Raw genomic sequence first — 24,658 nt, forward strand, 5'->3', positions numbered from 1 at the left:
GACGATCCGCTGCGCACGTGGCCCAGCACGCCGCCGCCGCGCGCGACGACCGGAAGGTCTACAGCAAGCGCGGTCGCCGCCTGCCGGGCGAGCAGGCCGTGCCCAACTACACACCGTCGATCTCCGCCCGCAGCATCGACGGGCACCTGCTGCGCACCGGCCAGGAGGTGTACGCCTGGTACCGGCTCGCGCCGCAGCGCTGGTCGTTCCGGTCGGACTCGCAGCGGCAGGACCTGATCGCGGCGATCGCCGGTCAGTACGCCGAGTTGCAGGGGCGCTGGATGCACCTGCGCGTGACGAACCGCCCGTACCCGATCCGGATGTGGGCCGAGGCGCACGTGCACAACGCCGTGCGCAGGCTCCCGGACACCCCCGGCACGCTGAGCTTCGACGACTACATGGTCGGCGAGCAGCAGCAGCTGATGGGCCGGTCGATGGCCGAGAAGGAGGTGTACCTCGGCGTCCAGGTGCAGACCCGCAACATGATGGACCGCGCGGTCGAACGCGCCGCTCCCGTGCTGCGCAAGGTGTTCCCGGACGCGGTGGACGCCGAACTGGTCGCCATCGAGTCGGAGATCGACCACCTCGACCAGGTGATCGGCTCCGCCGGTCTGGAGGGTCGCCCGGCCACGGCCGAGGAGATGTCCTGGCTGATGCACCGGTCGTGCTCGCTGGGCCTGCCCGCGCCGCGCAACCTGCCCGCCGTGCCCGGCGCGCCGTGGGAGCCGGAGGACCTGGCCAGCTTCACCGACGCGGCGGACTTCCACCAGGAGCCGTACTCGCCGACGGTCACCGTGCGCGGCCGCACGGGCTCGAACGCGGGCATCAAGCGGCACGTCGCGGTGCTCACCGTGGGTCTGATGCACGGTCTGCAGATCCCCGAGCAGGACGACCCGTGGGTGCAGCGCTCGGACCGGCTGCCGGCCGCCGTGGAGTGGTCGGCGCGGATCTACGTGCGGCGTCCCGAAGAGGTCTCCGGCGAGTTGCAGCGGCAGATGAGCAAGGTCCGCTCGCAGGTGCGGCACTACACCGACGAGCACGAGCTGGAACCGCCGCAGTCGTTGGCACGTCAGGCGTCGCGCGTGCTGGAGATCGACGACGAGATGACGTCGGGCTTCACCGCGCTGGGCACGCGGGTGCGGAGCTGGTGGCGGCTCGCGGTGTCCGGGCCGACCGAGCGCGAGGCGCTGCGGCTCGCCCAGGGCCTGCTCGACCTCTACAAGCCGAAGGTGGCCATCGAGCACCCCGAGGCGCAGTACGCGATCGCCCGCGAGTTCATCCCCGGCGAGCCGCTGTCGTCGTCGGCCTACCTGCGTCGCGGCTCGGTGCTGTGGGCGGCGTCCGCCGTCCCGACCGCCACGGCCGAGGTGGGCGACCGGCGCGGCATCCTGCTGGGCGAGACGGTCACCGCGACCCGCCGCCCGGTGGCGTGGGACCCGTGGATGGCGCAGGAACTCCGCGACTCGTCCGGCCTGACCGCGATGGTCGCGGGTCTGGGCGCGGGCAAGTCGTTCCTCGGCGGTGGCATCGTCTACAAGACGTTGCGCGCCGGGGCGCACTGGACGCTGCTGGACCCGTCGGGTCCGCTGGCCGCGCTGTGCGAACTGCCCGAGCTGAAGCCCTACGCCCGGCCGATCAACCTGCTCAACGCGCAGGCGGGCATCCTCAACCCGTACCGGGTGGTGGCCGAGCCGCAACTCGACCACTTCATGGACGAGGAGGACCCGGAACGGGCGTGGCGGCGTGAACGCGCTCTCGCCGCGGCCACCCGCCGTCGCCTCGTGCTGGACGTGCTGTCCGGCCTGGTGCCGTTCGAGGTGGCCCGGTTGCCGCAGACCCGGATCGTGCTGCTGCGCGCGGTCCGCACGGTCGGCGGCCGGCCCGACGCGCACCCCGGCCAGGTGTTCGAGGCGCTGCGGCGGGACGCGAGCGAGCACCACGAGCACGCGGTCGTCGTCGCCGACTTCCTGGACGAGATGCGGGAACGCATGTCGCTGCTCATCCCCGAGCAGGACGCCGACCCGTACAACGAGGCGCGCGACGACCGGCTCACCGTGCTGACCATGGCGGGCCTGAACCTGCCGAAGGACGGCGTCGGCCGCGAGCACTGGACGGACGCGGAAGCGCTCGGCGTGGAGATGCTGAACCTCGCCGCGTGGCTGACCCAGCGGTCGATCTACGAGCGGCCGAAGGACCTGCGCAAGGGCGTCTGGATCGACGAGGCGTTCTTCCTGTCCGAGGTGCCGACGGGCCGCGTGCTGATGAACCGGTTCGCCCGCGACTCGCGCAAGTGGAACGTCCGCGTGCTGCTGTCGTCGCAGATCCCGGCGGACTTCCTGAAGATCCAGGGCTTCGTCACGCTGCTCGACTCGGTGTTCGTCGGCCGGTTGGACGACGACAACGCGCAGGCCGACGCGCTGCGGCTGCTCAAGGTGCCGGTCGGCGCAGGCTACGAGCAGGTCGTGGCGTCGCTCGGCCGCCGCCCCGGCGGCGTCCGCAACAACCTCGAACGCGACCGCGCGCCCCGCCAGTTCATCTTCGGCGACGGCGCGGGCGGCGTGGAGCGGATCCGGATCGACTTCTCCGGACCGCACCTGGAGCACCTGCGCAACTCGCTGGACACCACGCCGGACGCCCTGCGCGAGGGCGCGGAGTCGACCGAGGTCGAGGTCTCCTCCCCGCCGCAGGACCCGTTCGCGTACGCCGAGCAGTACAGCGACGAGTACGACGACGAGTTGGCCGCCGACCTCGAAGTCGGCCTGACCGACGAACTGGTCGACTCGACACACGGCGAGGGAGGAAACCGCCGACCGGGCCGGGAAGGCGTCGCATGAGCACGCTCTTCCTCGTGGCGCTGGTCGCCGCCGCGCTCTACGCGCGGCGGCGTTTCAGACGCGCTCAGGAACACGCGGCGGCGCACGGCAAACCGGGTCGCGCCCGGTGGCGCGCGATGGCCGTGGTGGTCGCGGTCGTCGGCCTCCAGGTCGTCATCGGCGCCACGCCCGCCCAGGCCGCGCCGTGCGGTGAGGCGCCGAACCCGGAACGGCCGGGGTCGGGCATGGTCGGCGCGATCGACCCGCCGATCGGCAACGGCCTGCCGGACACGCCGTACCTGACCTACGGGTACGCGGGCATGGTCTGGCACACCTACCAGGAGAAGTGCTCCATCCCCAACGCCACCCCGGTGCTGGACACGTGGATGGGCAACGAGCTGTTCAACGTCGGCAAGAACATCGTCGGCGCGACGAACGCCCTGCACTACACGGTCGTCGGCCAGGGTCTGCTCCAGCCGCTGGACGAAGCGGTGAAGGACGGCGTCCAGAGGGTCTACGACAACGTCTACCTGCGCTGGTTCGGCCTGGTCGCGTTGATCCTGGCGGTGTTGATGTTCCGCCAGATCTGGCAGGGCGACCTGGCCTCGATCAGCAAACGCGGGCTGTGGGCGCTGGCCGCGATGTGGCTGGCGACCTCCACGCTGGCGCTGCCCCAGTTCTACAACCTGCTGGACAACACGCTGGTCACGAAGACCTCGGAGATCCAGGCCGGGTTCATCAGCGTGGACGCGGGCCAGGACCAGCTCGACGTGCTGCCGTCGCGGCTGCACGACTCGGTGGTCTACCAGTCGTGGCTGCGCGGCGAGTTCGGCACGCCGGAGGCGCCGCAGGCCACCCAGTTCGGGCCGCAGCTGCTGGCCGCGCAGGCGTGGACGGTGCAGGAACTCACCGAGCACAAGGACGGCGACCAGGCCGCGCTGAACGCGAAGAAGGCCGAGTACAAGAGCATCTACACCCAGCTCGGCCCCACCCAGGGCTACTTCACCGGCGACGACGGCGGCCGCACCGGCGCCGGGTTCCTGTCGCTGCTGCAGGCCGTGGCGTTCTCGTTGTTCCAGCTGTTCGCGAAGGCCGCCGTGCTGCTGGCCCAGCTGCTGCTGCGGGTGCTCACGCTGGCCGGGCCGTTGATCGGCCTGGTTGCCTTGGTGCACCACGAGTTGCTGCGCAAGGTCGCCCGCGCCGCCGCCGTGACGGTGTTCAACGTGCTGGTGCTGGCGGTGCTGGCGGGCGTGCACGCGTTGCTGCTCCAGGCGATCTTCAACGCGACCGGGCTGACGCTGCTGACCAGGACGCTGCTCGGGCTGATGCTCACGCTCGTCTGCTTCATGGTCGGCAAACCGCTGCGTCGGATGTGGCAGATGGTCGAGATGTCGGTCGGTTCGGCGAGCAACGCGTTGCCGATGCGCGGCGGAGTCCTGTCCAGGCTGCGCAAGAAGAAGGAAGGCCCCTCGCCGCAGGAAGAGTTCTGGGACACCGTGCGCGAGACGGATCCGGACGGCCCCGAGGTGCCGCAGCGGGACCGGCGGCGGGTGCGGCCGGAGGCGGCCAACCCGGTGGCGGCGACCGCGCAGCGGTTGGACCGGGCCGGGAACAGCGTGGGCGAGTTGGGCTCCGGTGTCGGCGGGAACGGTGTCGCGGCGCTGCCCGCGGGCGGGTACAGCGGGCCCGCGGCGTTGCCGTCCGGGCGGTCGAGGGTGGTCGACGCGCCGCCCATCGCCGACCGCAACTACGACCGGATGGACGACGCGGTGCTCGTGCCGTCCCGGGCCAACGGGTTCAACAGGGTCGTGGACACGCCGGTCGTGCCGGGGCCCAGGCGTGCTGAGACGGAGGTCGTGGCGGGACGGCAGGTCCACGTGATCTACCGGCCGTCACGCGGGCTCGAGGTCAGGGACAGCTGATGCCGATTCGGACCAACCGCGGCCGAGCGGCCGTGTACCGACGCCTGTGGGGCTGGCCGTTGCGGTCGCCGAAACACCTCGTCGCCACGATCGTCGGCGTGATCGTGGTCGTCACGACGATCAGCGTGGTGGTCCCGAACGCCGTCGGCCCGCGGACGAGCGGGGGCCAGGTGGGCGCCACGTCGTCCACGCAGACCCGCACGAGTGGGGGCAACCAGATCGGCGTGCTGCCGACCGCCACGACCTCGCCGTTGCCGACGAAGGCGCCGAGCCCCACGGCCGCGCCCAGTTCGGCCCCGGTGAACCCGGGCGCGCAGCTCGTCGCCGACGGGTGGGTGGACGCGTTCAGCTCCTACGAGCCGGGCAAGACGACCAAGGAGAAGTGGCTGGCGGGTCTCAAGCCCTTCACGTCGGACGAGCTGTTCCCCCGGTTGGAGTCGATCGAACCGGCGAACGTCCCCGTGGTGATCGACCAAGCGGTCAAGCCGATCAAGTCGTTCACCGATTCGGCGGAGTTCGAGGCGAAGCTCGAGGACGGCAGGCTCGTCGTGACCGTGGTGAAGCTCCCCGAGGGTTGGCGCGTGCACGAGTTCGACAAGGTGGGGTGACATGCTGAAGATCGGGTTGGTGGTGGTCGCGGTCGTCGCCGTGGTCGCCGTGGCCGTGGCCAACGGCGTGTCCACCGTGATCAACGAGAACACCCCGTCGGAGGAAACCGCCGGCATCCGCATGGCGAGCTGCAACGCCTCGATCGGCCCGTGGACGGGCGGCGGCGAGGAGAAGGGGCGCGGCGACGCGGACCGGCTCACCGAGGAGCAGCGCACCACCGTCGCGAACATCATCTCCATCGGCCGCGAGCTCAAGCTGCCGCCGTTGGCGTGGCAGATCGCCATCCAGGCGGGCATGACCGAATCGGGTCTGCGCAGCCTCGACTACGGCGACCGCGACTCGCTGGGCATCTTCCAGATGCGGCCGTCGATGGGCTGGGGCACGCCCGCCCAGGTGACCAACCCCGACTACGCGATCCGCAAGTTCTACGACGTGCTGCTGAAGCTGCCGAACTGGGAGGAGCAGCGGCCCGGCGACTCGGCCCAGGACGTGGAGCGGTCGGCGTTCCCGGACCGCTACCACAGGTGGGAGGCCATGGCCGCCTTCCTGATCAGCAAGGAAGGCGACGTCACCGACCCGGCGGGCTGCGGCGAGGGCGCCGGCGAGTACCTGCTGGCGTCGAACGCGGCGGGCACCGCGATCGACTTCACCAAGGAGCAGTTGGGCGAGCCGTACCTGTGGGGCGGCAACGGTCCGGACCAGTGGGACTGCTCCGGCATCCTGGTCAAGGCGTTCGCCAAGGCAGGCGTGAAGATCCCGCGGGTGGCGAACGACCAGTACATGGCCGGTGGCGCGTACCTGCCGGTGCGCGAGGCCAAGGCCGGTGACCTGATCTTCTGGGCGACCAACCCGGCGAACCCGGTCACCGTGCACCACGTGGCGATGTACCTGGGCAACGACGAGTACATCCACGCGCCGCAGACCGGTGACGTGGTGAAGATCAGCAAGATCAACTGGGATTACCACGAGTTGATGCCACTGGCCGTCCGGCCGGGCGTGTAGGGGAGGCACGACGGTGTTCAACCACGAACCCATCCAGCGCCCGGCCGGGCCGCCCGCGTCGAGCACGCCGACGCGGGACTACCTGAACACGCGGCCGCCCGGCACCGACCAGTCGTACGCGGTGCTGCCGCGGTCGCTGGTCGAGGCGATGCCGCTGCCCTGGCAGCAGCAGATGGCGCACCTGCTGGCCGATTTCCACCGCACGTTCGCGCACCTCAACTGGCCGGTGTACCGGGTGGTGCCGTCCCGCATGGAACGGCTCGTCGACCTGGACGAGGACCAGTTGGCCGAGGTCGGCGCGATCGTGGAGATCGACTCGGACGGTGAGCTGGTGTACCGGGACCGCAGCGGCGCGCTGATCACCGACCCGGAGCACAAGACGGTGCTGGTGTCGGTGCTCGACCCGATCCCGGGCGACTTCGCCAACGCCAACCAGAACACCCCGCCGCGCGGGTTCCCCCAACCGCCGATGGTGCCGCAGCCGACGTACCCCCAGTCGGGCCCGCTACCGGTGCAGGCGCCACCCGTGCAGGCGCCACCGCCACCCCAGTGGTGAACATGACATGCGCTCCCGCGCATGGAAACCTTGACTCATGGCTGCTGATCCGAACGCGTGGTACTACTGCCTGACGCACCGCACGGTCGAGCACGGCGTGGGCTGCCGGGGCGCGGACCGCATGGGCCCCTACCCGGACGAGGCCACCGCCCAGCGCGCGCTGGACTTGGCGCGCGAGCGGACGAAAGCCGAGGACAAAGCCGATAAGGAGTGGGGCAAGCGCTGAGGCCGGCTTAGGGTTCAGCACATGGTGATCCGCACCGGTCGAGCGGACCTGGACTTCGGCGGCATCCGGACCGAGTTCGGCCTGCCCGAGGAGTTCCCGGCCGCCGCGCTGGCCGAGGCCCAGGCCGCGGTGTCCGGCGACGTCGGCCGGGAGGGCCGCGAGGACGCGACCGCGCTGCCGCTGGTGACGATCGACCCGCCCGGTGCGAAGGACCTGGACCAGGCCCTGCTGGTGGAACGGGTCGGCACGGGGTTCCGGGTGCACTACGCGATCGCCGACCTCGGCGCGTTCGTGGTGCCCGGCGGCGCGCTGGACACCGAGGTGCGCAAGCGCGGCCAGACGCTGTACCTGCCGGACGGCAACGTGCCGCTGCACCCGCCGGTGCTGTCGGAGGGCGCGGCGAGCCTGCTGCCAGGTCAGACGCGGCCGGCGGTGCTGTGGACGTTCGACTGCGGCCCGGACGGCGAGCCGGTCGAGGTGCGGGTGCGCCGGGCGGTGGTGCGCTCGACCGCCCAGTTCGACTACGAGGGCGTGCAGGCGTCGTTCGACGCGGGCACGCCGCACCCGTCGATCGAGGCCCTGCCGGACTTCGGCAGGCTGAGGCGGGAACGTGCGGCCGACCGCGGTGCGGTCGAGCTGCAACTGCCGGAGCAGGAGATCGTGCCGAACGGGGACGGCGACTGGAAGCTCGTGGTCCGCCCGCGCGCCGACGTCGACTCGTGGAACGCGGAGATATCGCTGCTCACCGGCATGGCGGCGGCGAAGATCATGCTGACGGCGAAGGTCGGTGTGCTGCGCACGCTGCCCGACGCGGACGACGGCGCGGTGGACGCGTTGCGGCGGTCCGCGCACGCTTTGGGCGTCCCGTGGCCGGAGGGCGTGACCCCGTCCCGGCTGCTCGCGGGCCTGGACCCGAGCCGGCCGGAGGCGCTGGCGCTGTTCGTGGACGCGACCCGCCTGCTGCGCGGCGCCGGCTACACGGCGTTCAACGGCGAGCTCCCGTCGATCTCCACGCACGCCGGCCTGGCCGCCCCGTACACCCACGTGACCGCACCCCTGCGCCGCTTGGTGGACCGCTTCACCACCGAGGTCTGCCTGGCCGTGACCGCGGGCCAGGAGGTGCCCGAGTGGCTGGCCAAGGCGCTGCCCCTGCTGCCGGGCCTGATGGGCGGTTCGGACGCGCTGGCGAGCAAGGTCGACCGGGCGTGCCTGGACCAGGTCGAGGCGTGGGTGCTGGCCGACCGGGTGGGCCACGAGTTCGAGGCGATCGTGCTGCGCGCCGATGCGAACGGCGCGGACGTCTTCGTAGCCCAACCGCCCGTGATGGGCCGCTGCACGGGGGAGAACCTGCCGGAAGGCGAGCGCGTCGCCGTGCGGCTGGTGGAGGCCGACCCGGAGCGCCGGAAGGTCGTCTTCGAACGCCTGTGACCCGGACAGCCCGCGGGAGCGGCCGGGTTCCGGCGGGTGTGATGTGATGGCTTGGTGACTGATATTCGTGAGCTCACCGTCGGGGTCCTGGGTGGTACCGGTGCGCAGGGCAAGGGGTTGGCGGTGCGGTGGGCCAAGGCGGGTTTGAAGGTCGTCATCGGGTCGCGCAACGTCGAACGCGCCGAAGCCGCGGCCGAGGAGGTGCGGGAGCTGACCGGGGTCGGGCACGTCAGCGGCGCGGACAACGAGGGTTGCGCGGAGCAGGCGGACGTGGTGCTGATCGCGGTGCCGTGGGACGGGCACGCGGACACCGTGGCCTCCCTGCGCGAACCGCTCAAGGGCAAGATCGTGATCGACTGCGTGAACCCGCTCGGCTTCGACAAGCAGGGCCCGTTCGCGCTGCCCGTGCCGGAGGGCAGCGCCGCCCAGCAGGCCGCCGCGCTCCTGCCGGACTCCCGCGTCACGGCCGCGTTCCACCACGTCTCCGCGGTCAACCTGGCCGATCTGAGCATCGACGCCGTGGACAACGACATCCTGGTCCTCGGTGACGACCGCGAGGCCACCGACCTGGTCCGCGCGCTGGCCGAGACCATCCCCGGCTTCCGGGGCGTCTACGGCGGACGGCTGCGCAACGCCCACCAGGTGGAGGCGTTCACCGCGAACCTCATCGCGATCAACCGCCGGTACAAGGCGCACGCCGGCCTGAAGATCACCGACATCTGATGCTGCCCGTCGACGACCTCGGTGAGCCGGTCCCGCTGCCCGGACCGCCGAACCGCGTGGTCAGCCTGGTGCCTTCGCTCACCGAGGCGCTCGCCGAGGCCGTCGACCCGGCGGTGCTGATCGGCGCCACCGACTACTGCACCCACCCGCCCGACCTGGACGTGGCGCGGATCGGCGGCTCGAAGTACCCGAAGGTCGACCGGGTGCTGGCGCTGCGGCCCGATCTGGTCGTGGCCAACAGCGAGGAGAACCGACCCCAGGACGTGGAACGGCTGCGTGCCGACGGCATCCCGGTGTGGGTGACGGCCGCGCCCGCCACCGTCCCCGCCGCCCTCGGTTCCCTGCGCCGCCTGTTCGGCACGGCGTGGGACGTGGAACCGGGCTGGCTGGTCGAGGCGGAACGCCTGTGGCGGGACGTGACGCCGCCGTGGGCGCGGGCCGTGGTCCCGGTGTGGCGCAAACCGTGGGTGGTGCTGGGCCGCGACACGTTCGCCGGTGACGTCCTGCTGCGCCTCGGCGTGGTCAACGTCTTCGCCGACCACACCGAGCGCTACCCGCGTCCGAAGCTCGACGAGCTCCAGGACGCCGACATCGTCGTGCTGCCCGACGAGCCGTACCTGTTCACCAAGGACAACGGCCCGCAGTTCTTCCCGAACCTGCGCCCGGTGCACGTCTCGGGCCGCTACCTCACCTGGTACGGCCCGTCGCTGGTGCACGCACGGAAGTCGCTGGAGACCGCGCTCAGACCTTGAACCGGTCGGTCGCGGCCAGCAGCGCCCGCAGGGTCCCCGGCTCGTCGAACGCGTGCCCGGCGTCCGGCACCATCACCAGCTCCGACCCCGGCCACGCCCGGTGCAGGTCCCACGCCGACGTGGCCGGTGTGGCGATGTCGTACCGGCCCTGCACGATCACGCCGGGGATGCCGGCGAGCTTGCCGGCGTCACGCAGCAGCTGCCCTTCCTCCAGCCACCCGGCGTGCCGGAAGTAGTGGTTCTCGATCCGCGCGAACGCCAGCGCGTACCGGGGCTGCGCGAACGCCTCCACCAGCTCGGGCCGCGGCAGCAGCGCCACCGTCGACCCCTCCCACACGCTCCACGCCACCGCGGCCGGTTCGTGCACGGCGGGATCGGGGTCGTTCAGCAGCCGGGCGTAGGTCTCGATCACGTCGGCGCCGTCCGGCACGAGCGCCGCCACCCGCTCCCACAGCTCCGGGAACAGGAACCCCGCCCCGCCGCCGTAGTACCAGTCGAGTTCCTTGCGGCGCAGGGTGAAGATGCCGCGCAGCACCAGCTCGGTGACCCGTTCCGGGAACGTCTCGGCGTACGCCAGCGCCAGCGTCGACCCCCACGACCCGCCGAACACCTGCCACCGGTCCACGCCCAGGTGCTCGCGGACCTTCTCCAGGTCCGCCACGAGGTGCCAGGTGGTGTTCGCGGACAGGTCCGCGTTCGGCTCGGAGGCGTGCGGGATCGACCGCCCGCAACCACGCTGGTCCACCAGCACGATCCGGTACACGGCCGGGTCGAACAGCCTGCGGTGCACGGGCGCGCAGCCGCCGCCGGGGCCGCCGTGCAGGAACACCACGGGCTTGCCGTAGGGGTTGCCGCAGACTTCCCAGTACACGCGGTTGCCGTCGCCGACGTCGAGCAGGCCCTGGTCGTAGGGCTCGATCTCGGGGTACATGCGCACCACTCTGCCCGAGACCGGCGGCGAGTGGATCAACCCCGAAGCCGGGAGCCGCGTCAGCCGGTGATGTCCACGTCGCCGTTCAGGGTGCCCGTCTGCAGGACGCCACCGGTCACCGTGCCGCCCTCGGCGATGGTGACCGTGTTGACGGTGTTGTTGACCACCGACTGGACCTGCTGGTCGAAGGACGCCGTGTGGTAGCCCGCGTTGCGGAGGATCTCCGCCACGGCCAGGGTGACGCGGGTGCGCAGGAGGTGCGTGTAGCGCTCCACGTCGGCCTGCTGGAAGTAGCTGTGGAGTTCGACGTCGGCCGCCATCTCGCGCAGGGTGAGCAGCGAGCCGTACCGGTCCGCGTTGACGCGGCCGCGGTCACGGGGGAGGGCGCGCGGGTGGGTGGCCAGGCGCACCGCGCGGGACAGCGTGCTGGCGGGCAGCAGGACCAGGTCCTTGACGGCACGGCCCACCGGGACCCACGCCGAGGCGGGTTCGGCGTCGACGGACTTGAGTTCGGCGCTGATGGGCCGCAGCACGCACGGGGTCCACTCCAGGTAGAGGGTGGAGTCGTCCATCGCCACGTGCACGAAGACGGACAGCACGAGGTCGTGGTCCCAGGTCTCCAGGGAGAAGCGGCGGTAGAAGCGGGACCATTCGAGCGGGCTGTCGCGGAGTTCGCGCGCGTGCCGCACGGGCACGTGCGTGTACGGCGGCTCGTCGGGCCTGCGCAGGTAGGGCCTCGACGTCACGTCGGACAGGTGGTCCACCAGGCCCTGGGCGGCGACCACCACGTAGTCGTCCACCCGGAGGCCGCCCAGCCGGCCGCTGGGGGCGAGGAGGGACGCGGCGCGCAGGTCGACGACCTTGGACGTGATGCCGTCCAGGAGCATCGCGGTGTCGAGGGAGCCGTCGGTGGCCGGCGCGTCGGGCCGCCGCTCCAACGGCACGGCGATGGTCCACGGTTCGTGGATGTCACCCGCGCCCACGAACGGCTTGTAGCCCCGGTGCACCAGGAGCGGGACCAGATCGTCCTCTTCGGACACACCGGGAGCGAGGCGCATCGCGGTGCCGTGGTGCTCGTCGATGCGCTCGGCGAGGCCGGGGGCCAGGCGCAGCAGGACGCGGTCGACGGGAGGCGAGGCGCTGCGGCGCAGCGGGCCGAACCGGTCCGTCACGTGGTGGGCGATGACCAGGCGGTTGGCCAGCAGGACGACCAGCGCCACCGCGAGCAGCACGAGTCCGGTGACGTTCTCGAACGCGTCCTCGGCGGTGCCCGTGGTGTCGGCGTCGGTGCCGATCGTGCTGATCAGCGGCCCGACGGAGAACACGATGGTGAGGAGGGTGACCACGGTGCGGATGGGACGGACCGGGCGCGTGGTGCCGAGCCGTGTCCGCATCGCGAGCCAGAACCGGATGAGCTTCGGCAGGCTCAACAGCAGGGCGACCGTGATCCACAACACGGCCAGCGACATGGCGAAGTAGAAGGTCAAGCCCAGCAGTACCAGCACGAGCACGTCGACGACGTTCGTGCGGATCCGGGCGGCGAGCGCCTCGGTGAGCACGGCCGAGGTGTCCACGTCGGACGCGGGCGCGGCCGGGCGGGTCGGCTCCACCAGCAGTTCCCGCAGTGCCGCGTCGGCGAAGTCGCGGCTGAGGTGGGCCGCGGCGCACAGGTGGCGCGTGCCCTCGGTGCGGTCGGGCTCGGTGTGCCGGCGGGACCGCGCCCACCGCGTGTCGGCCAAGAGCATCTCGGGTGTCGCTCCTCAGGGGGTTCCGCTGTGTTCGATCATCGTGTCGAGCAACTGCGAGGCCTCGTACCAGCGGTTCGGCGGGGCCGCCACCAGCAGGACGTACTCGATGCCGCCCACCCGCCAGTGGTGCGAGCGGGACCGGCGGGTCTCGCCGTCCGGGGTCGCGTACTCGAATTCCCAGTCCACGGCGTCGCGGTTCCCGTGCTCGGTGCGTTCCAGCGCCAGTTCCCGGTAACCGGGCTTGCCTGCCGCGTCGCGGGCGTGCCGGGAGATCGTCTCGAAGAGGCCGTAGGGCTCCGGCGCGGCGCCACCGAACCGGACCTCGACGTCGTCGTCCAGCTGGTTCCTCGCCGTGACGGTGCCCGTGCTGCGGGGCTCGACGACCGCGAACGAGTTGGGCAGCACGGTGACGAGGTCTTCCGGGCCGGTGTAGCGGAAGAACCCGGCCGGCGTTCCGCTGGACGTGGTGCGCGTCGTCGTCGGGTAACGGGTGGTCGTCCACGACGGCGGCGTCGTCGTTCCGGACGGCGGGGGGCTGGTGGTGGGAGGGCTCTCCAGCAGTTCCGGGACGTAGATCGTGCCCAGACCGAGGCCGAGGCTCGCCGCCAGGCAGGGCACCGCCACCGCCGCGGCGAATCCGAGTGACCCGGGCGCCGAAGGGCGTTGCGCCCTTTTGGGGCCCGACTCGCGCGGACGGTGCTTATCGCCGCCGTCCTCGGCTATGTTCGCGCCGAGCGGATCGCTCATGGAAACCTTCTCCCGAACCGATAATCGGAGGTCGACGTGGGGAATCGGATCGACTTGGCGGTCGCCGAGCGGTGGGCCGAGGTGGCCGGGGCCGAGCGGGACGTGGAGGCATCGCCGTCGCCGGAGGCCGTCGACCGGCTCGTGGAGCGGCTGCTCGCGGTCGCGGACGCGTGCCGGTCGGTCACGCGCGACGACGACCTGGAGATCACCAGCGCGGCCCAGTTCGTCGAGTGCGCGAAGGCGGCCGAGCGCCTGGCCGGGCTGGAGCCCGCCGACGCGGACCTCGCCCGGCGTGCGCGGGCGCTGGTCGAGCAGGTCGAGGCCGGACGGGCTTTCCGCTGGTCGGACCCGGTGCGCACGTCGGCGCTGTGCACGGCCGCCGTGGTCGTCGCCTTCGGCGGGGCGCTCCTGGGTGCCGGCGCCGACGACGTGGCGTTGGTCGTCGTCACGGCGGTCGTGGGCAGCGTGCTGCTGTTCGCCACCGTCCTCACCGCCCGGCGGCCGGTGTGGCGGACGCGCGCCGAGCTGATGGCGCCGATGGTCCGCCGGCACGGGCTCTGAGCCCGACGGGCGGGCCGGGGTGCGACCGCTCGTCGCTCGACAGCATTCTCGAACCGCCCCGAATCCGCGCGTGGCCATCGCTTTTCGCCGCGATGGTGGCACACGCGCACGGCGGTCGACCCGCACAAATTCGGACAGCGCCGAAAACAACCCGAAAGCGAATACCGCTCGCTCTGATTACCGGCGAACGGCTCGGGGAGGGAATTCGAGTGGGCGGGAGGCCGCCGCGCCGACCGAGGGCCCGCGCGGCGGCCACACGATCAGGTGATCAGTGGAAGGTGTGCTCGGGGCCGGGGAACTGGTGGCCCTTCACCTCGGCCGCGAACTGCTCCGCCGCCGACTTCATCACGCCCGCCACGTCGGCGTACCGCTTCACGAACCGCGGCGCGCGGCCCCGGCGCAGGCCCATCATGTCCTGCCAGACGAGCACCTGCGCGTCCGTGTCCGGACCGGCGCCGATGCCGACGGTCGGGATGTGGAGGTCGTGCGTGATCTGCTTGGCGACCTCGCCGGTCACCATCTCCAGCACCACGGCGAACGCGCCCGCGGCCTCGACGGCCCGCGCGTCGTCCACCACGGAGTCGAACGCGTCGTTGCGGCCCTGCACCCGGTAGCCGCCGAGCTGGTGCTCGCTCTGCGGGGTGAACCCGATGTGCGCCATGACCGGGATGCCCGCCCGCACGATGGCCTCGATGTGCGGTGCGAAGTGCTTCCCGCCTTCGAGCTTCACCGCGTGCGCGCGGCCTTCCTTCATGAACCGCACCGAGGTCGCCACGGCCTGTTCGACCGAGACCTGGTACGAGCCGAACGGCAGGTCGGCCACGACCAGCGCCCGCTTCACGGACCTGGTCACGCCCCGGACCAGCGGGATCAGCTCGTCCACGGTGACCGGCAGCGACGTGTCGTAGCCGTAGACGTTGTTGGACGCGGAGTCGCCGACCAGCAGGACCGGGATGCCGGCCTCGTCGAAGAGCTCCGCGGTGTACATGTCGTAGGCGGTGAGCATGGGCCACGGCTCGCCGCGTTCCTTCATCTCCCGCAGGTGGTGGATGCGCACCTTCTTGCCAGTCGCGGCGGCGTTCTTGCCTGCCCCGCTGCCGTAAGGCGCGGCTACCTCGTTGGATGCCTCGACAGAGGTCATCGTCGACCGTCCTCCCTCGGGGCCTGCCTCGTCGCGGGTCCCCGGGCCTTGTTGCACGGTTACCGGACCAGCGTGACACCGGGAGGCCATCGAACCCACCGAGTGCGAGCGGCTTCACATCCCCGACCGGACTTCACATCCCCGACAGGGCGTTCCGCACGGCCAACGCCACCGCGTCCGGCCGGTCCACCGGCAGCATGTGGCGGCTGCCGGGCACCAGCACGTTGCGCCCGACCGGCGTCAACGCGGCCAGCGCCACGTGCGCCGGGAACTCCCGCCGCCCTGCCGTGAGCACGGTGAACGGCACCGGCGGCAGCGGCCGGAAGGCGCGCAGCCGCTCCACCGCGCCCACCTGGGCCGGGTACGACGCCAACTCGTCCAGCACCGCCCGCGTCACCGACCCCCGCCCGTACACCGACCGCAGCACCGCGGCCGACGCCGGATCCCGCCGCCCGAGCGTCGAACCCCGCACCGCCCACCGCCGCAGCCGCAACCCCTGGACGGCCACCAGCGGGTCCAGCCCGGTCCGCAGCACCCACCGCGCCACCAGCGCCGACAGGTCGAACGGACGCCCGGCGCCCGGCAGCTCCGGATCGGGGTCGACCAGCACCAGCCCGCGCACCCGCCCCGGTCGCAGCCGTGCCCACGCCTCCACGTGCAGCGACGCCATCGAGTGCCCCACCAGCACCGCCGACGGCACCCCGGCCAGCACCGCGTCCAGCACGGCCACCTCACGTGCCAGCGACGCCGGTGCCAGCGCCGCGTCGGACAACCCGGTGCCCGGCCGGTCGAACACCAGCACGTGCGCGTCCGGCAGCAACGCCACCACAGCGTCCCAGTCGAACCACGCCCCGCCCAACGCCGAGCTCAGCACCACCACCGGCCCGTCGACACGTCCGGATGCCTGGACGTGCACGCGACCGGCAAGTGAGGCGATCATGGTTGACAACCGAATCCCCTTGGAGCGTGTCGTGGCGGTGTCCAGGTGGAAGTGGCGGACGGCGGGAGTCGTCGCCACGGTCGTGCAGCTCGCGGCCCTGGCGTCGATTCTCCTGTTCGCGATCGACGAGGAGTCCGACCTCGCCCGGGGCATTTTGAGGGTGTCGTACCTGCTCGGCCTACCGGTAGAGGCGAACCTGTTCATCGCCCTGGTGCTGGTCGTGCTCGGCGCGGCCCTGCGCCGGCGCAAGAGAGCCGCGCTGTGGACCTTGCTGCTGTTCGAAGCGCTCAACGCGGCCTGGGTGCTGCTCCTCCTCGTCCGCTTTTGGATCGATCCGGAACCGTTCCTCGGCGGTGACGAGTCACCCGATCGGCTACAGGTGGCCATCGATCTCGGCAGTTTCGTCGTCTTCACGGTCGCGGTCATCGTGCTGTTGCTGGCCATCAAGGACGCTTTCCCGGCCAAGTTGGCGCCCGGCGCGTGGCGGCAGGCGCTCGTCGTGTTCCTCGGCGGGGTCGTGGCGTTGTGCCTGGTCGGCTGGGGTCTGACCGAGCTGTTCCCGGGGCACCTGCACGGCACGTGGCACAAGCTGGCCTGGGCGGCGAACCAGATCACCGGCGAGGTGCTGCCGCAGCGCCGGGGCGGTGAGGGCCCGCCGTGGCTGGGCGTCCTGCTCGGCTTCGGCGGCATGCTCGTCGCCATCGCCGCGCTGTACGTGTTCTTCCGCGGCGTGCGGTCCAGCCGGTGGCTCGACGACACCGAGGAGCTGAACGTGCGGCGGCTGCTGGCCACGCACGGCGAACCCGACTCGCTCGGCTACTTCGCCACCCGCCGGGACAAGAGCGTGGTGTTCGCCCCGAACGGCCGCGCCGCGCTCACCTACCGGGTGCTCGCGGGCACCACGCTGGCCAGCGGCGATCCGATCGGCGACGAGGAGGCCTGGCCGCAGGCCGTGCAGGCGTGGCTGGCCGAGGCCAGGCGGTACGGGTGGCTGCCCGGCGTGCTCGGCGCCAGCGAACGCGGCGCGCACGTCTACGCGACGGCGGGTTTCAAGGCGTTGGAGATCGGCGACGAGGCCGTGCTCGACGTGCGCGAGTTCACCCTGACCGGCCCCGAACGCCGTGCCGTGCGGCAGGCCGTGAGCCGGGTGGAACGCGCCGGCTACACCTCCCGCGTCCGCCGGCACGCCGAGGTCCCGCCCGACGAGATGGCGTCGATCCTCGACCTGGCCCAACGGTGGCGCGGCGCGGAGACCGAACGCGGGTTCTCCATGGCGCTGGGCAGGCTGGGCGACCCGACCGACGGCCGGTGCGTGATGGTCGAGGCCTACGACGCGCAGGGCGAGCTGCGCGGCCTGCTGTCGTTCGTGCCGTGGGGCAGGCGCGGGCTGTCGCTGGACCTGATGCGCCGCGACCGTGCCGCCGAGAACGGCCTGAACGAGTACATGGTCGCCGAACTGGTCGCGGCCGGCACGCGGCTCGGCGTGCACCGGGTCTCGTTGAACTTCGCCATGTTCCGCGCGGTGTTCGAGGAGGGCGAGAAGATCGGCGCGGGACCGGTGCTGCGGGCGTGGCGGCGGGTGCTGAGCCTCGCGTCCCGGTTCTTCCAGCTCGAATCGCTGTACCGGTCGAACGCCAAGTACGGCCCCGAGTGGCTGCCCCGGTACCTGTGCTTCACCCGCACCCGCTACCTGCCCAGGGTGAGCATCGCGGCGGGCGTCGCCGAGGGGTTCGTGCCGAACCTGAAGTCCCTGTTCCAACGCGGCTCGTCCCGCGCGCTCCACTACGAGACCGCGGACGTCGGCTTCGCTGCGGCCGTGGCCGAGATCGACGCCATCAAGGTCGAACCCCGGCAGGTCCGCCGTCCCGAACAGGTGCGCGTCCGCATCGCCAAACTCGACCGCCTGCGCGCCGACGGCATCGACCCGTACCCGGTGAACTACCCGCGCGACCACTCCGTGGCCCGGGCGCGGGACCGGTTCGGCGACGTCGTCTCGGTGACCGGCCGGGTCGTGGCCCTGCGCGTGCTCGGCGGCCTGTGCTTCGCCCGCATCCGCGATCTGACCGGCGAGATCCAGCTCATGCTGGACGCGCAACGGGTGGACCTCGCCGCGTGGAAGGCGGGCGTCGACCTCGGCGACCACGTCGGCGTGCACGGCGAGGTGATCTACTCGCGGCGGGGCGAGCTGTCCGTGCTGGCCGACTCGTGGACCGTCACCGCGAAGTGCCTGCACCCGTTGCCGGACAAGCGGAAGGGCCTGTCCGACCCGGAAGCCCGCGTCCGCAGGCGGTACCTGGACCTGGTGGTGAACGAGGACTCGGCGCGGATGCTGCGGCTGCGCAGCGACGTCGTGCGCGGCATCCGGGACTTCCTGCACGACCGCGGCTACCTCGAAGTCGAGACGCCGATGCTGCAAGCCGTGCACGGCGGCGCGAACGCCCGGCCGTTCGTCACCCACATCAACGCCTACGACATGCGCATGTACCTGCGCATCGCGCCCGAGCTGTACCTGAAGCGGCTGTGCGTGGCGGGCGTGGACCGGGTGTTCGAGCTGAACCGCAACTTCCGCAACGAGGGCGCGGACGCCAGCCACAACCCCGAGTTCACCATGCTGGAGGCCTACCAGTCGTACGCCGACTACACGACGATGCTGCACCTCGTGCGCGAGCTGGTGCAGCACGCCGCCGTCGCCGCGCACGGCCGCTCGATCGCCCTCCGGGACGGTGTCGAGGTGGACATCTCGGGGGAGTGGCCGATCATCCCCGTCCACACGGCGGTCTCCCGCGCGTTGGGCGAGACGGTCACGCCGGACACCCCGTTGCCCGAACTCCGCGCGCTCCTGGCAGGCCACGGCATCGAGCTGGGCGACGACGCCGACCACGGGGCGCTGGTGCAGGAGGCGTACGACAAGCTGGTCGAGCCGAACACCGTCGAACCCACCTTCTACACCGACTTCCCGACCTCCGTGTCACCCCTGACCCGGCAGCACCGCGCCGACCCCCGCCTGGCCGAACGCTGGGACCTGGTGGCGTTCGGGGCGGAGATCGGCACGGCCTACTCGGAGCTGACCGACCCGCTGGAACAGCGCCGACGGCTGGAGGCGCAGTCGTTGAAGGCGGCCAGCGGTGACGTCGAGGCGATGGAGCTGGACGAGGACTTCCTCGACGCCCTGGAGCACGGAATGCCACCCACCGGCGGCCTCGGGATGGGCGTGGACCGGGTGCTGATGATGCTCACCGGCACGTCGATCCGGCAGACCGTGCTGTTCCCGTTCGTCCGGCCCGACCGTCAGACCTGAACGGTCGGCAGCACGATCAGCTGCCGCAGGTTCACCTGCTTGGGGCGGCTGGTGGCGAACCCGATCACGTCACCGATGTCGGCCGGGGACAGCGGCGGCACCTGCTCCCGCCACGCCTCCAGGTGCGCGTCCACGTCCGGGTTGTCCATGTGGTCGCCCAGTTCGGTCGCGACCAGGCCGGGTTCGACGTTGGTCACCCGCACGCCCAGCGGACCGAACTCGGTGCGCAGGTTCGTCGACAGGTGCGTCACGGCGGCCTTGGTCGCGGTGTAGACGCCGTAGTTGGGGAAGGCCAGGTGCGCGCCCACGGACGAGATGTTCACCAGGTCGGCCGTGCCGTTCGCACCGGCCTCCACCAGGTCCTCGGTGAATGCCTTGGTCACGTTGAGCAGGCCCTTGACGTTCGTGTCGATCATCCGGTGCCACTCGTCGTCACGGCCCTCGGTGATGGGGTTGGCGAGCATGACGCCCGCGTTGTTCACCACCAGGTCGACCCGGCCGAAAGCGGTGTGGATGATCTCCACGGCCTCGGTGAGGTCACCGGTCACGTCGGCGGACACCGCAAGCGCTTGCCCACCCTCGGCGACGATCTTCTCGGCCAGTTCGGCAAGCCGGTCCGCGCGGCGGGCCAGCAGCGCGACCTTCGCCCCGGACCGGGCGAGGACGAGCGCGATCTCGGCGCCGATACCGCTCGCGGCACCGGTGACAACGGCAGTGCGGTCGTTGAGGTCGTAAGTCATGCCAAGAACACTGGACCTGGTTGTCGTGGGTACCAGAGGCCCTGGTCAGCCTGTGGAACCGCGTTCCCTAGGTCTGGCAGTACCCAGGCTCGGCGCGCCTCAGGCGGCCATACTGGGCAGGTGAACCACGATCTCGGCGAATTCCTCCGCAGCCGGCGGGCTCGCGTGCGCCCGGACGACGTGGGCCTGCCCGGAGGTGGCCGTCGCCGCGTCCCCGGCCTGCGCCGCGAGGAACTGGCGTTGCTGGCGGGCGTGAGCGTGGACTACTACATGCGCCTCGAACAGGGCCGCACCCCGGCCGTCTCCGACTCCGTCCTGGACGCCGTCGCACGGGTGCTGCAGCTCGACGAGACCGAACGCGCCCACCTGCGCAACCTCGTCCGCCCGGCGCCGTCGAAACGCCCCGCGCCGCAACGCGTCCGGCCCGGTCTGCGGCGGCTGCTCGACATGGTCGACGACGTGCCGGCGTTCGCGATGGGCCGCCGCTCCGACATCCTGGCGTGGAACCCGCTGGCCGACGCCCTGTACGGCTTCACCGCCATGGCGCCGGACGAGCGGAACTCGGCCAGGCACACGTTCCTGCGACCCGACTCGCGCACGTTCTACCGCGACTGGCCCACGGTCGCCGCCGACATGGTGGCGTTCCTCAGGCTCGACGCCGGTCGTTACCCCGACGACGCGAGGCTGGCGGCGTTGGTGGGGGAGTTGTCGGTGAAGGACGAGACGTTCCGCAAGCTGTGGGCGCAGCACAAGGTCCAGGAGAAAACCCACGGCACCAAACTCGTCCACCACCCGACCGTCGGCGACCTGGACCTCGACTACGAAACCCTGGCCCCGACCGGCGACCCGGACGTCGTCCTCGCCGTCTACACCGCCAAAGTCGGCTCCCCCACCGAGGAACGCCTGAAACTCCTGGCCAGCTGGACCGCCTCGATCCCCACCTGACCCCACGCGAGCCGAACCCCAACCCGCGTGTGTCCTACGTTCAACCGGCGTGTGTCCTACCTTCAGAACGCGAGAGTCCTACGTTCAGAACGCGAGAGTCCTACGTCCAGGACCCCCGAATTCAACGCTCGGAACACGTCCGGCGGCTACGAGCAGCGCGTTCCCTCGGCCGGCAGCTTCAGGTCGATCAGGTACTCGTGCCCCGCGTCGTCCACGCACGAGTTGCCGTGCAGGTACACGGTGTGCTGGTTGCCCTCGAACGTCAGCAGCCCGCCACCCAGCTCCTTCGCCAGGCTCACACCCGCCTCGTACGGCGTCGCCGGGTCACCGGTCGTCGAGATCACCAGCACCGGCGGCAGCCCGGTCACGGCCTTGTGCTCCTGCACGCTCGGCGGCACGGGCCAGAACGCGCACGCGTCCAACGCGGCGGCCGGCGGCTGACCGTCGTCCAGGAACGGCGCCGCGGCCTTGTACCGCCGCGCCACGTCGTTCAAAACGTTCTTGTCCGTCAACCGCGGCTCGTCCACGCACTTCACGGCCACGAAAGCGTCGGTGATCGTCGAGTACCGACCCTCCTTGTCGCGGTCGAAGTAGTTGTCCGCCAACAGCATCAGCACTTCACCGCGGTTGTTCTTCAACTCGGTCAACCCGGCGTTCAGCGGCGACCACAGCTCCTCGGAGTACATCGCCTGGATGGCCCCGGTGATCGCGTCGTTGTACGACAGCTTCCGCTCGCCCACCGCCACCGGCCGCTGCACCAGCGGCAACGTCAGCTCCCGGAACGCCTGGTTGGCCTTCGCCGGATCGGCGCCCAGAGCGCAGTCCTGACGCGTGGCGCACCAAGCCGCGAACGCGTCGAACGCCTTCTGGAACCCGGCGCCCTGCGCGATCAGCGACTCGACCTGGTTCTGCGTCGGGTCCACCGCGCCGTCCAGCACGAGCGCCCGCACGTTGCCCGGGAACGCCTGCGCGTACCCGGCGCCGATGTGCGTCCCGTAGGAGTACCCGAGGTAGGTCAGCTTCTCGTCGCCGAGCGCGGACCGCATCACGTCGAGATCGCGCACGACCTCCCTGGTGCCGACGTTGGCCAGCACGTCGACCCCGGTCACCGAGGCGCACTTCTCCGCGTACGCCTTGTTCTCCGACTCGGTCTGCGCCACACCCGACGGCGACGTGTCCACGTCGTTGTCCAGCCGGTCGGCGTCCCGTTCCGCGTCGGTCAGGCACTTGACCTGCGGTTCGCTCGCCCCGACACCGCGCGGGTCGAACCCGATCAGGTCGAACCGGTCACCCAGCGCCGACGACTTGACCTCCGTGCTCAGGCTCGCCGCGGCGGCCATGCCGGACGCGCCCGGACCACCCGGGTTGATGACCAACGACCCGATCCGGTCCTTGAGCGCGCGTTGCCGCAGCAACCCGATCTTGATCGTGCGGCCGTCGGGCTTGGTGTAGTCGAGCGGCACTTCCAGCCGCGCGCACTCGATCGACTTCTTGCTCTTGAACAACGTCGTCGTCGGCCCGGTCGTGGCGTACGGCGCGCAGTCCTCCCAGCCGAGCTGCTGGCCGTAGAACCGCTCCAACCCGGCGGGCACGACCCCGGCCGGTCCACGCTGCTCCAGCGCGGTCCCGGCGGTGGGTGACCCGGTCACCACACTCGTGCACGAGGCGAGGAGCGGGAGGGCGAGGAAGAGCATCATCCGACGGCGCACACCTTCGATCGTAAGTGTGACTCGTGTGCCACAACGCCAACCAAGGTTGCTCCGAGTGAGCGAGAATGCCTTCATGCCACAGCTCCGACTCGCCCTCGCCCAGGTCAACGCCTGTGTCGGCGACCTGGCGGGCAACACCGAACTCGTCGTCGAGTGGTCCCGCAAGGCCGTCGAGGCCGGCGCCCACCTGGCCGTCTTCCCCGAGATGGTGCTGACCGGGTACCCGGTCGAGGACCTGGCGCTGCGCGTGTCGTTCGCGGAGGCGTCCAAGGAAGCCCTGACGAAGCTCGCGACCAGGCTCGACGAGGCGGGGTGCGGCGAGCTGGCGGTGTTCGTCGGCTACCTCGACCGCGACGAGCGCGGTATGCGCAACGCCGCCGCCGTGCTGCACGGGGGCGAGGTGGTGGCGCGGCAGAACAAGCACCACCTGCCGAACTACGGCGTGTTCGACGAGCGCCGGTACTTCACGCCGGGCGACACGCTGGACATCGTGCGCGTGCACGGCCTCGAAGTGGGCATGGTGATCTGCGAGGACCTGTGGCAGGACGGCGGGCCGATCGCCGCTCTCGGTGAGGCCGGCGTGGACCTGGTGGTCTCGCCGAACGCGTCGCCGTACGAGCGGAAGAAGGACGACGCCCGGCTGCCGATGGTGGCGCGTCGCGCGGTCGAGGCGGGTGCGCCTCTCGCGTACGTGAACATGATCGGCGGGCAGGACGAGCTGGTGTTCGACGGCGACACGATGGTGGTCACCGCGGACGGCTCGCTGATCACCCGGGCGCCGCAGTTCGTGGAGCACCTGGTGGTGCTGGACCTGGACCTGCCCGGTGGCGCACCGCGGGCCGAAGGTGGTTACGGCGGGTTTATGGTCCACCGCCGATCCTTGTCCCATGACCCACTCCCCGCCTACGACCCGCTGCCCGTGCCGGAGCCCGCCGAACCGCTGTCCGACGAGGCGGAGGTGTGGCACGCGCTCGTCACCGGCCTGCGCGACTACGTGCACAAGAACGGCTTCCGCTCGGTCGTTCTCGGGCTGTCGGGCGGCATCGACTCGGCGGTCGTCGCCGCGTTGTCGGTCGACGCGCTCGGCGCCGACCACGTGTACGGCGTGTCCATGCCGTCGGTGTACTCGTCGGACCACTCGAAGTCCGACGCGTACGACCTGGCCCAGCGCACCGGCTGCCACTACTCGGAGCAGCCGATCGCCGGCATGGTCAGCGCCTTCGTCGACCAGCTCGGGCTGACCGGGCTGGCGGAGGAGAACGTCCAGGCGCGGTGCCGTGGCGTCACGTTGATGGGGTTGTCGAACCAGCACGGCCACCTGGTGCTGGCCACCGGCAACAAGACCGAGCTGGCCGTCGGCTACTCGACCATCTACGGCGACGCGGTCGGTGGGTTCGCGCCCATCAAGGACGTGCTCAAGACGCTGGTCTGGGACTTGGCGCGGTGGCGCAACGCGCAGGCCGAGAAGCTCGGCGAGCTGCCGCCGATCCCGGAGAACTCGATCAGCAAGCCGCCGTCGGCCGAGCTGCGTCCCGGCCAGGTCGACACCGACTCGCTGCCGGACTACGAACTGCTCGACTCGGTCCTGGACGACTACGTGGAGGGCGACAAGGGCTACCGCGACCTGATCGCGATGGGCTTCTCGCACGAACTGGTCGACAAGGTCCTGCGCATGGTCGACAAGGCGGAGTACAAGCGCCGCCAGTACCCGCCGGGCACCAAGATCACGTTCAAGGCCTTCGGCCGCGACCGCCGTCTGCCCATCACCAGCGCCTGGCGCGAGGGCTGACCGTTCACGTCACCAGGTAGCGGTCGCCCCACCCGGCGCGACCGCTACCTGCTTTCGGCCCACCTCTGGACACCTCCG

At 71.2% G+C, this 24,658-nt stretch carries 20 protein-coding genes; 13 read left to right on the forward strand and 7 right to left on the reverse strand.

The annotated features are described in order from the left end of the window. The first annotated feature begins 17 nt into the window (after nt 1–17). From FM051_RS30470 to FM051_RS30510, 9 genes are read left to right on the forward strand one after another with little or no spacing between them, the layout of a single operon-like run. Complete coding sequence (locus FM051_RS30470) at nt 18–2,834, forward strand: ATP-binding protein (RefSeq protein ID WP_238412753.1); 2,817 nt, start codon at nt 18–20, stop codon at nt 2,832–2,834. After that, nucleotides 2,831–4,735, forward strand: a complete 1,905-nt coding sequence (locus tag FM051_RS30475) for a hypothetical protein (RefSeq protein ID WP_158849364.1) — start codon at nt 2,831–2,833, stop codon at nt 4,733–4,735. The genes FM051_RS30470 and FM051_RS30475 overlap by 4 nt, the downstream gene beginning before the upstream one ends. Continuing rightward, nucleotides 4,735–5,343 (forward strand): hypothetical protein, encoded by a 609-nt coding sequence (locus FM051_RS30480; protein WP_158849366.1) that lies wholly within the window; start codon nt 4,735–4,737, stop codon nt 5,341–5,343. Before FM051_RS30475 ends, FM051_RS30480 begins: the two co-directional genes overlap by 1 nt. A gap of 1 nt (nt 5,344) precedes the next feature. Continuing rightward, the gene (locus FM051_RS30485) at nt 5,345–6,346 is read left to right on the forward strand and encodes a C40 family peptidase (RefSeq protein WP_158849368.1); all 1,002 of its coding nucleotides are present in this window, start codon (nt 5,345–5,347) and stop codon (nt 6,344–6,346) included. 13 nt (nt 6,347–6,359) lie between these two features. Beyond that, nucleotides 6,360–6,902: a hypothetical protein gene (locus FM051_RS30490; RefSeq protein WP_158849370.1), complete on the forward strand. Its 543-nt coding sequence runs from the start codon at nt 6,360–6,362 to the stop codon at nt 6,900–6,902. A gap of 37 nt (nt 6,903–6,939) precedes the next feature. Beyond that, on the forward strand, nt 6,940–7,128 hold the full coding sequence (locus tag FM051_RS30495) for a hypothetical protein (RefSeq protein WP_158849372.1): 189 nt from the start codon (nt 6,940–6,942) through the stop codon (nt 7,126–7,128). 21 nt (nt 7,129–7,149) lie between these two features. Continuing rightward, on the forward strand, nt 7,150–8,556 hold the full coding sequence (locus FM051_RS30500; protein WP_158849374.1) for an RNB domain-containing ribonuclease: 1,407 nt from the start codon (nt 7,150–7,152) through the stop codon (nt 8,554–8,556). Nucleotides 8,557–8,610: 54 nt separating this feature from the next. Beyond that, complete coding sequence (gene npdG, locus FM051_RS30505; RefSeq protein ID WP_158849376.1) at nt 8,611–9,279, forward strand: NADPH-dependent F420 reductase; 669 nt, start codon at nt 8,611–8,613, stop codon at nt 9,277–9,279. Continuing rightward, nucleotides 9,279–10,031 carry a helical backbone metal receptor gene (locus tag FM051_RS30510; protein WP_158849378.1) on the forward strand — a complete coding sequence of 251 codons (753 nt, stop codon included), beginning with the start codon at nt 9,279–9,281 and terminating at the stop codon, nt 10,029–10,031. Before npdG ends, FM051_RS30510 begins: the two co-directional genes overlap by 1 nt. Here the strand turns inward: FM051_RS30510 and pip are convergent. The 3 genes from pip to FM051_RS30525 are packed head-to-tail and all read right to left on the reverse strand — an operon-like array spanning nt 10,021 to nt 13,457. After that, nucleotides 10,021–10,962 carry a prolyl aminopeptidase gene (gene pip, locus FM051_RS30515; protein WP_202919083.1) on the reverse strand — a complete coding sequence of 314 codons (942 nt, stop codon included), beginning with the start codon at nt 10,960–10,962 and terminating at the stop codon, nt 10,021–10,023. The genes FM051_RS30510 and pip overlap by 11 nt on opposite strands. Before the next feature lie 59 nt (nt 10,963–11,021). Then, the gene (locus FM051_RS30520; RefSeq protein ID WP_158849380.1) at nt 11,022–12,707 is read right to left on the reverse strand and encodes a hypothetical protein; all 1,686 of its coding nucleotides are present in this window, start codon (nt 12,705–12,707) and stop codon (nt 11,022–11,024) included. A 15-nt stretch (nt 12,708–12,722) separates the two neighbouring features. Continuing rightward, nucleotides 12,723–13,457 carry a hypothetical protein gene (locus FM051_RS30525; RefSeq protein ID WP_158849382.1) on the reverse strand — a complete coding sequence of 245 codons (735 nt, stop codon included), beginning with the start codon at nt 13,455–13,457 and terminating at the stop codon, nt 12,723–12,725. A gap of 36 nt (nt 13,458–13,493) precedes the next feature. On the opposite strand from FM051_RS30525, the gene FM051_RS30530 reads away from it, so the two are divergent. Next, nucleotides 13,494–14,018 (forward strand): hypothetical protein, encoded by a 525-nt coding sequence (locus FM051_RS30530; RefSeq protein WP_158849384.1) that lies wholly within the window; start codon nt 13,494–13,496, stop codon nt 14,016–14,018. Between the two features lie 268 nt (nt 14,019–14,286). Here FM051_RS30530 and panB read toward each other — a convergent pair whose 3' ends face one another. Continuing rightward, complete coding sequence (panB, locus tag FM051_RS30535; RefSeq protein ID WP_158849385.1) at nt 14,287–15,159, reverse strand: 3-methyl-2-oxobutanoate hydroxymethyltransferase; 873 nt, start codon at nt 15,157–15,159, stop codon at nt 14,287–14,289. Nucleotides 15,160–15,292: 133 nt separating this feature from the next. Then, entirely contained in the window at nt 15,293–16,099 is an 807-nt protein-coding gene (locus FM051_RS30540; protein ID WP_158849387.1) for an alpha/beta fold hydrolase, read from the reverse strand. Between FM051_RS30540 and lysX the strand changes: the two genes are divergently transcribed. Further along, complete coding sequence (lysX, locus tag FM051_RS30545) at nt 16,098–19,397, forward strand: bifunctional lysylphosphatidylglycerol synthetase/lysine--tRNA ligase LysX (protein WP_158849389.1); 3,300 nt, start codon at nt 16,098–16,100, stop codon at nt 19,395–19,397. The two genes, FM051_RS30540 and lysX, sit on opposite strands and share 2 nt — an antisense overlap. Here the strand turns inward: lysX and FM051_RS30550 are convergent. Then, nucleotides 19,388–20,137 (reverse strand): SDR family oxidoreductase, encoded by a 750-nt coding sequence (locus FM051_RS30550; RefSeq protein WP_158849391.1) that lies wholly within the window; start codon nt 20,135–20,137, stop codon nt 19,388–19,390. The two genes, lysX and FM051_RS30550, sit on opposite strands and share 10 nt — an antisense overlap. A gap of 120 nt (nt 20,138–20,257) precedes the next feature. Here FM051_RS30550 and FM051_RS30555 point away from each other — a divergent pair, with 120 nt between their 5' ends. Further along, nucleotides 20,258–21,082 carry a helix-turn-helix transcriptional regulator gene (locus FM051_RS30555; protein ID WP_158849393.1) on the forward strand — a complete coding sequence of 275 codons (825 nt, stop codon included), beginning with the start codon at nt 20,258–20,260 and terminating at the stop codon, nt 21,080–21,082. Between the two features lie 146 nt (nt 21,083–21,228). Here FM051_RS30555 and FM051_RS30560 read toward each other — a convergent pair whose 3' ends face one another. Next, complete coding sequence (locus FM051_RS30560) at nt 21,229–22,776, reverse strand: alpha/beta hydrolase (protein ID WP_158849439.1); 1,548 nt, start codon at nt 22,774–22,776, stop codon at nt 21,229–21,231. An 88-nt stretch (nt 22,777–22,864) separates the two neighbouring features. Here FM051_RS30560 and FM051_RS30565 point away from each other — a divergent pair, with 88 nt between their 5' ends. Next, entirely contained in the window at nt 22,865–24,580 is a 1,716-nt protein-coding gene (locus tag FM051_RS30565; RefSeq protein ID WP_158849395.1) for an NAD+ synthase, read from the forward strand. Nucleotides 24,581–24,658 lie beyond the last annotated feature (78 nt).

Origin of the sequence: Saccharothrix deserti (genome assembly GCF_009769385.1) — a bacterium.
Lineage (GTDB): Bacteria > Actinomycetota > Actinomycetes > Mycobacteriales > Pseudonocardiaceae > Actinosynnema > Actinosynnema deserti.

What these genes read in the sequence shown, in the direction of transcription:
- FM051_RS30495 (WP_158849372.1), top strand. Translation starts at nt 6,940, where the DNA reads ATGGCTGCTGATCCGAACGCGTGGTACTACTGCCTGACGCACCGCACG.
- FM051_RS30565 (WP_158849395.1), top strand. Translation starts at nt 22,865, where the DNA reads ATGCCACAGCTCCGACTCGCCCTCGCCCAGGTCAACGCCTGTGTCGGC.
- FM051_RS30550 (WP_158849391.1), bottom strand. Translation starts at nt 20,137, where the DNA reads ATGACTTACGACCTCAACGACCGCACTGCCGTTGTCACCGGTGCCGCG.
- FM051_RS30525 (WP_158849382.1), bottom strand. Translation starts at nt 13,457, where the DNA reads ATGAGCGATCCGCTCGGCGCGAACATAGCCGAGGACGGCGGCGATAAG.
- FM051_RS30560 (WP_158849439.1), bottom strand. Translation starts at nt 22,776, where the DNA reads ATGCTCTTCCTCGCCCTCCCGCTCCTCGCCTCGTGCACGAGTGTGGTG.
- FM051_RS30500 (WP_158849374.1), top strand. Translation starts at nt 7,150, where the DNA reads ATGGTGATCCGCACCGGTCGAGCGGACCTGGACTTCGGCGGCATCCGG.
- FM051_RS30510 (WP_158849378.1), top strand. Translation starts at nt 9,279, where the DNA reads ATGCTGCCCGTCGACGACCTCGGTGAGCCGGTCCCGCTGCCCGGACCG.
- panB (WP_158849385.1), bottom strand. Translation starts at nt 15,159, where the DNA reads ATGACCTCTGTCGAGGCATCCAACGAGGTAGCCGCGCCTTACGGCAGC.
- FM051_RS30520 (WP_158849380.1), bottom strand. Translation starts at nt 12,707, where the DNA reads ATGCTCTTGGCCGACACGCGGTGGGCGCGGTCCCGCCGGCACACCGAG.
- FM051_RS30540 (WP_158849387.1), bottom strand. Translation starts at nt 16,099, where the DNA reads ATGATCGCCTCACTTGCCGGTCGCGTGCACGTCCAGGCATCCGGACGT.
- FM051_RS30475 (WP_158849364.1), top strand. Translation starts at nt 2,831, where the DNA reads ATGAGCACGCTCTTCCTCGTGGCGCTGGTCGCCGCCGCGCTCTACGCG.
- FM051_RS30485 (WP_158849368.1), top strand. Translation starts at nt 5,345, where the DNA reads ATGCTGAAGATCGGGTTGGTGGTGGTCGCGGTCGTCGCCGTGGTCGCC.
- lysX (WP_158849389.1), top strand. Translation starts at nt 16,098, where the DNA reads ATGGTTGACAACCGAATCCCCTTGGAGCGTGTCGTGGCGGTGTCCAGG.
- FM051_RS30480 (WP_158849366.1), top strand. Translation starts at nt 4,735, where the DNA reads ATGCCGATTCGGACCAACCGCGGCCGAGCGGCCGTGTACCGACGCCTG.
- pip (WP_202919083.1), bottom strand. Translation starts at nt 10,962, where the DNA reads ATGTACCCCGAGATCGAGCCCTACGACCAGGGCCTGCTCGACGTCGGC.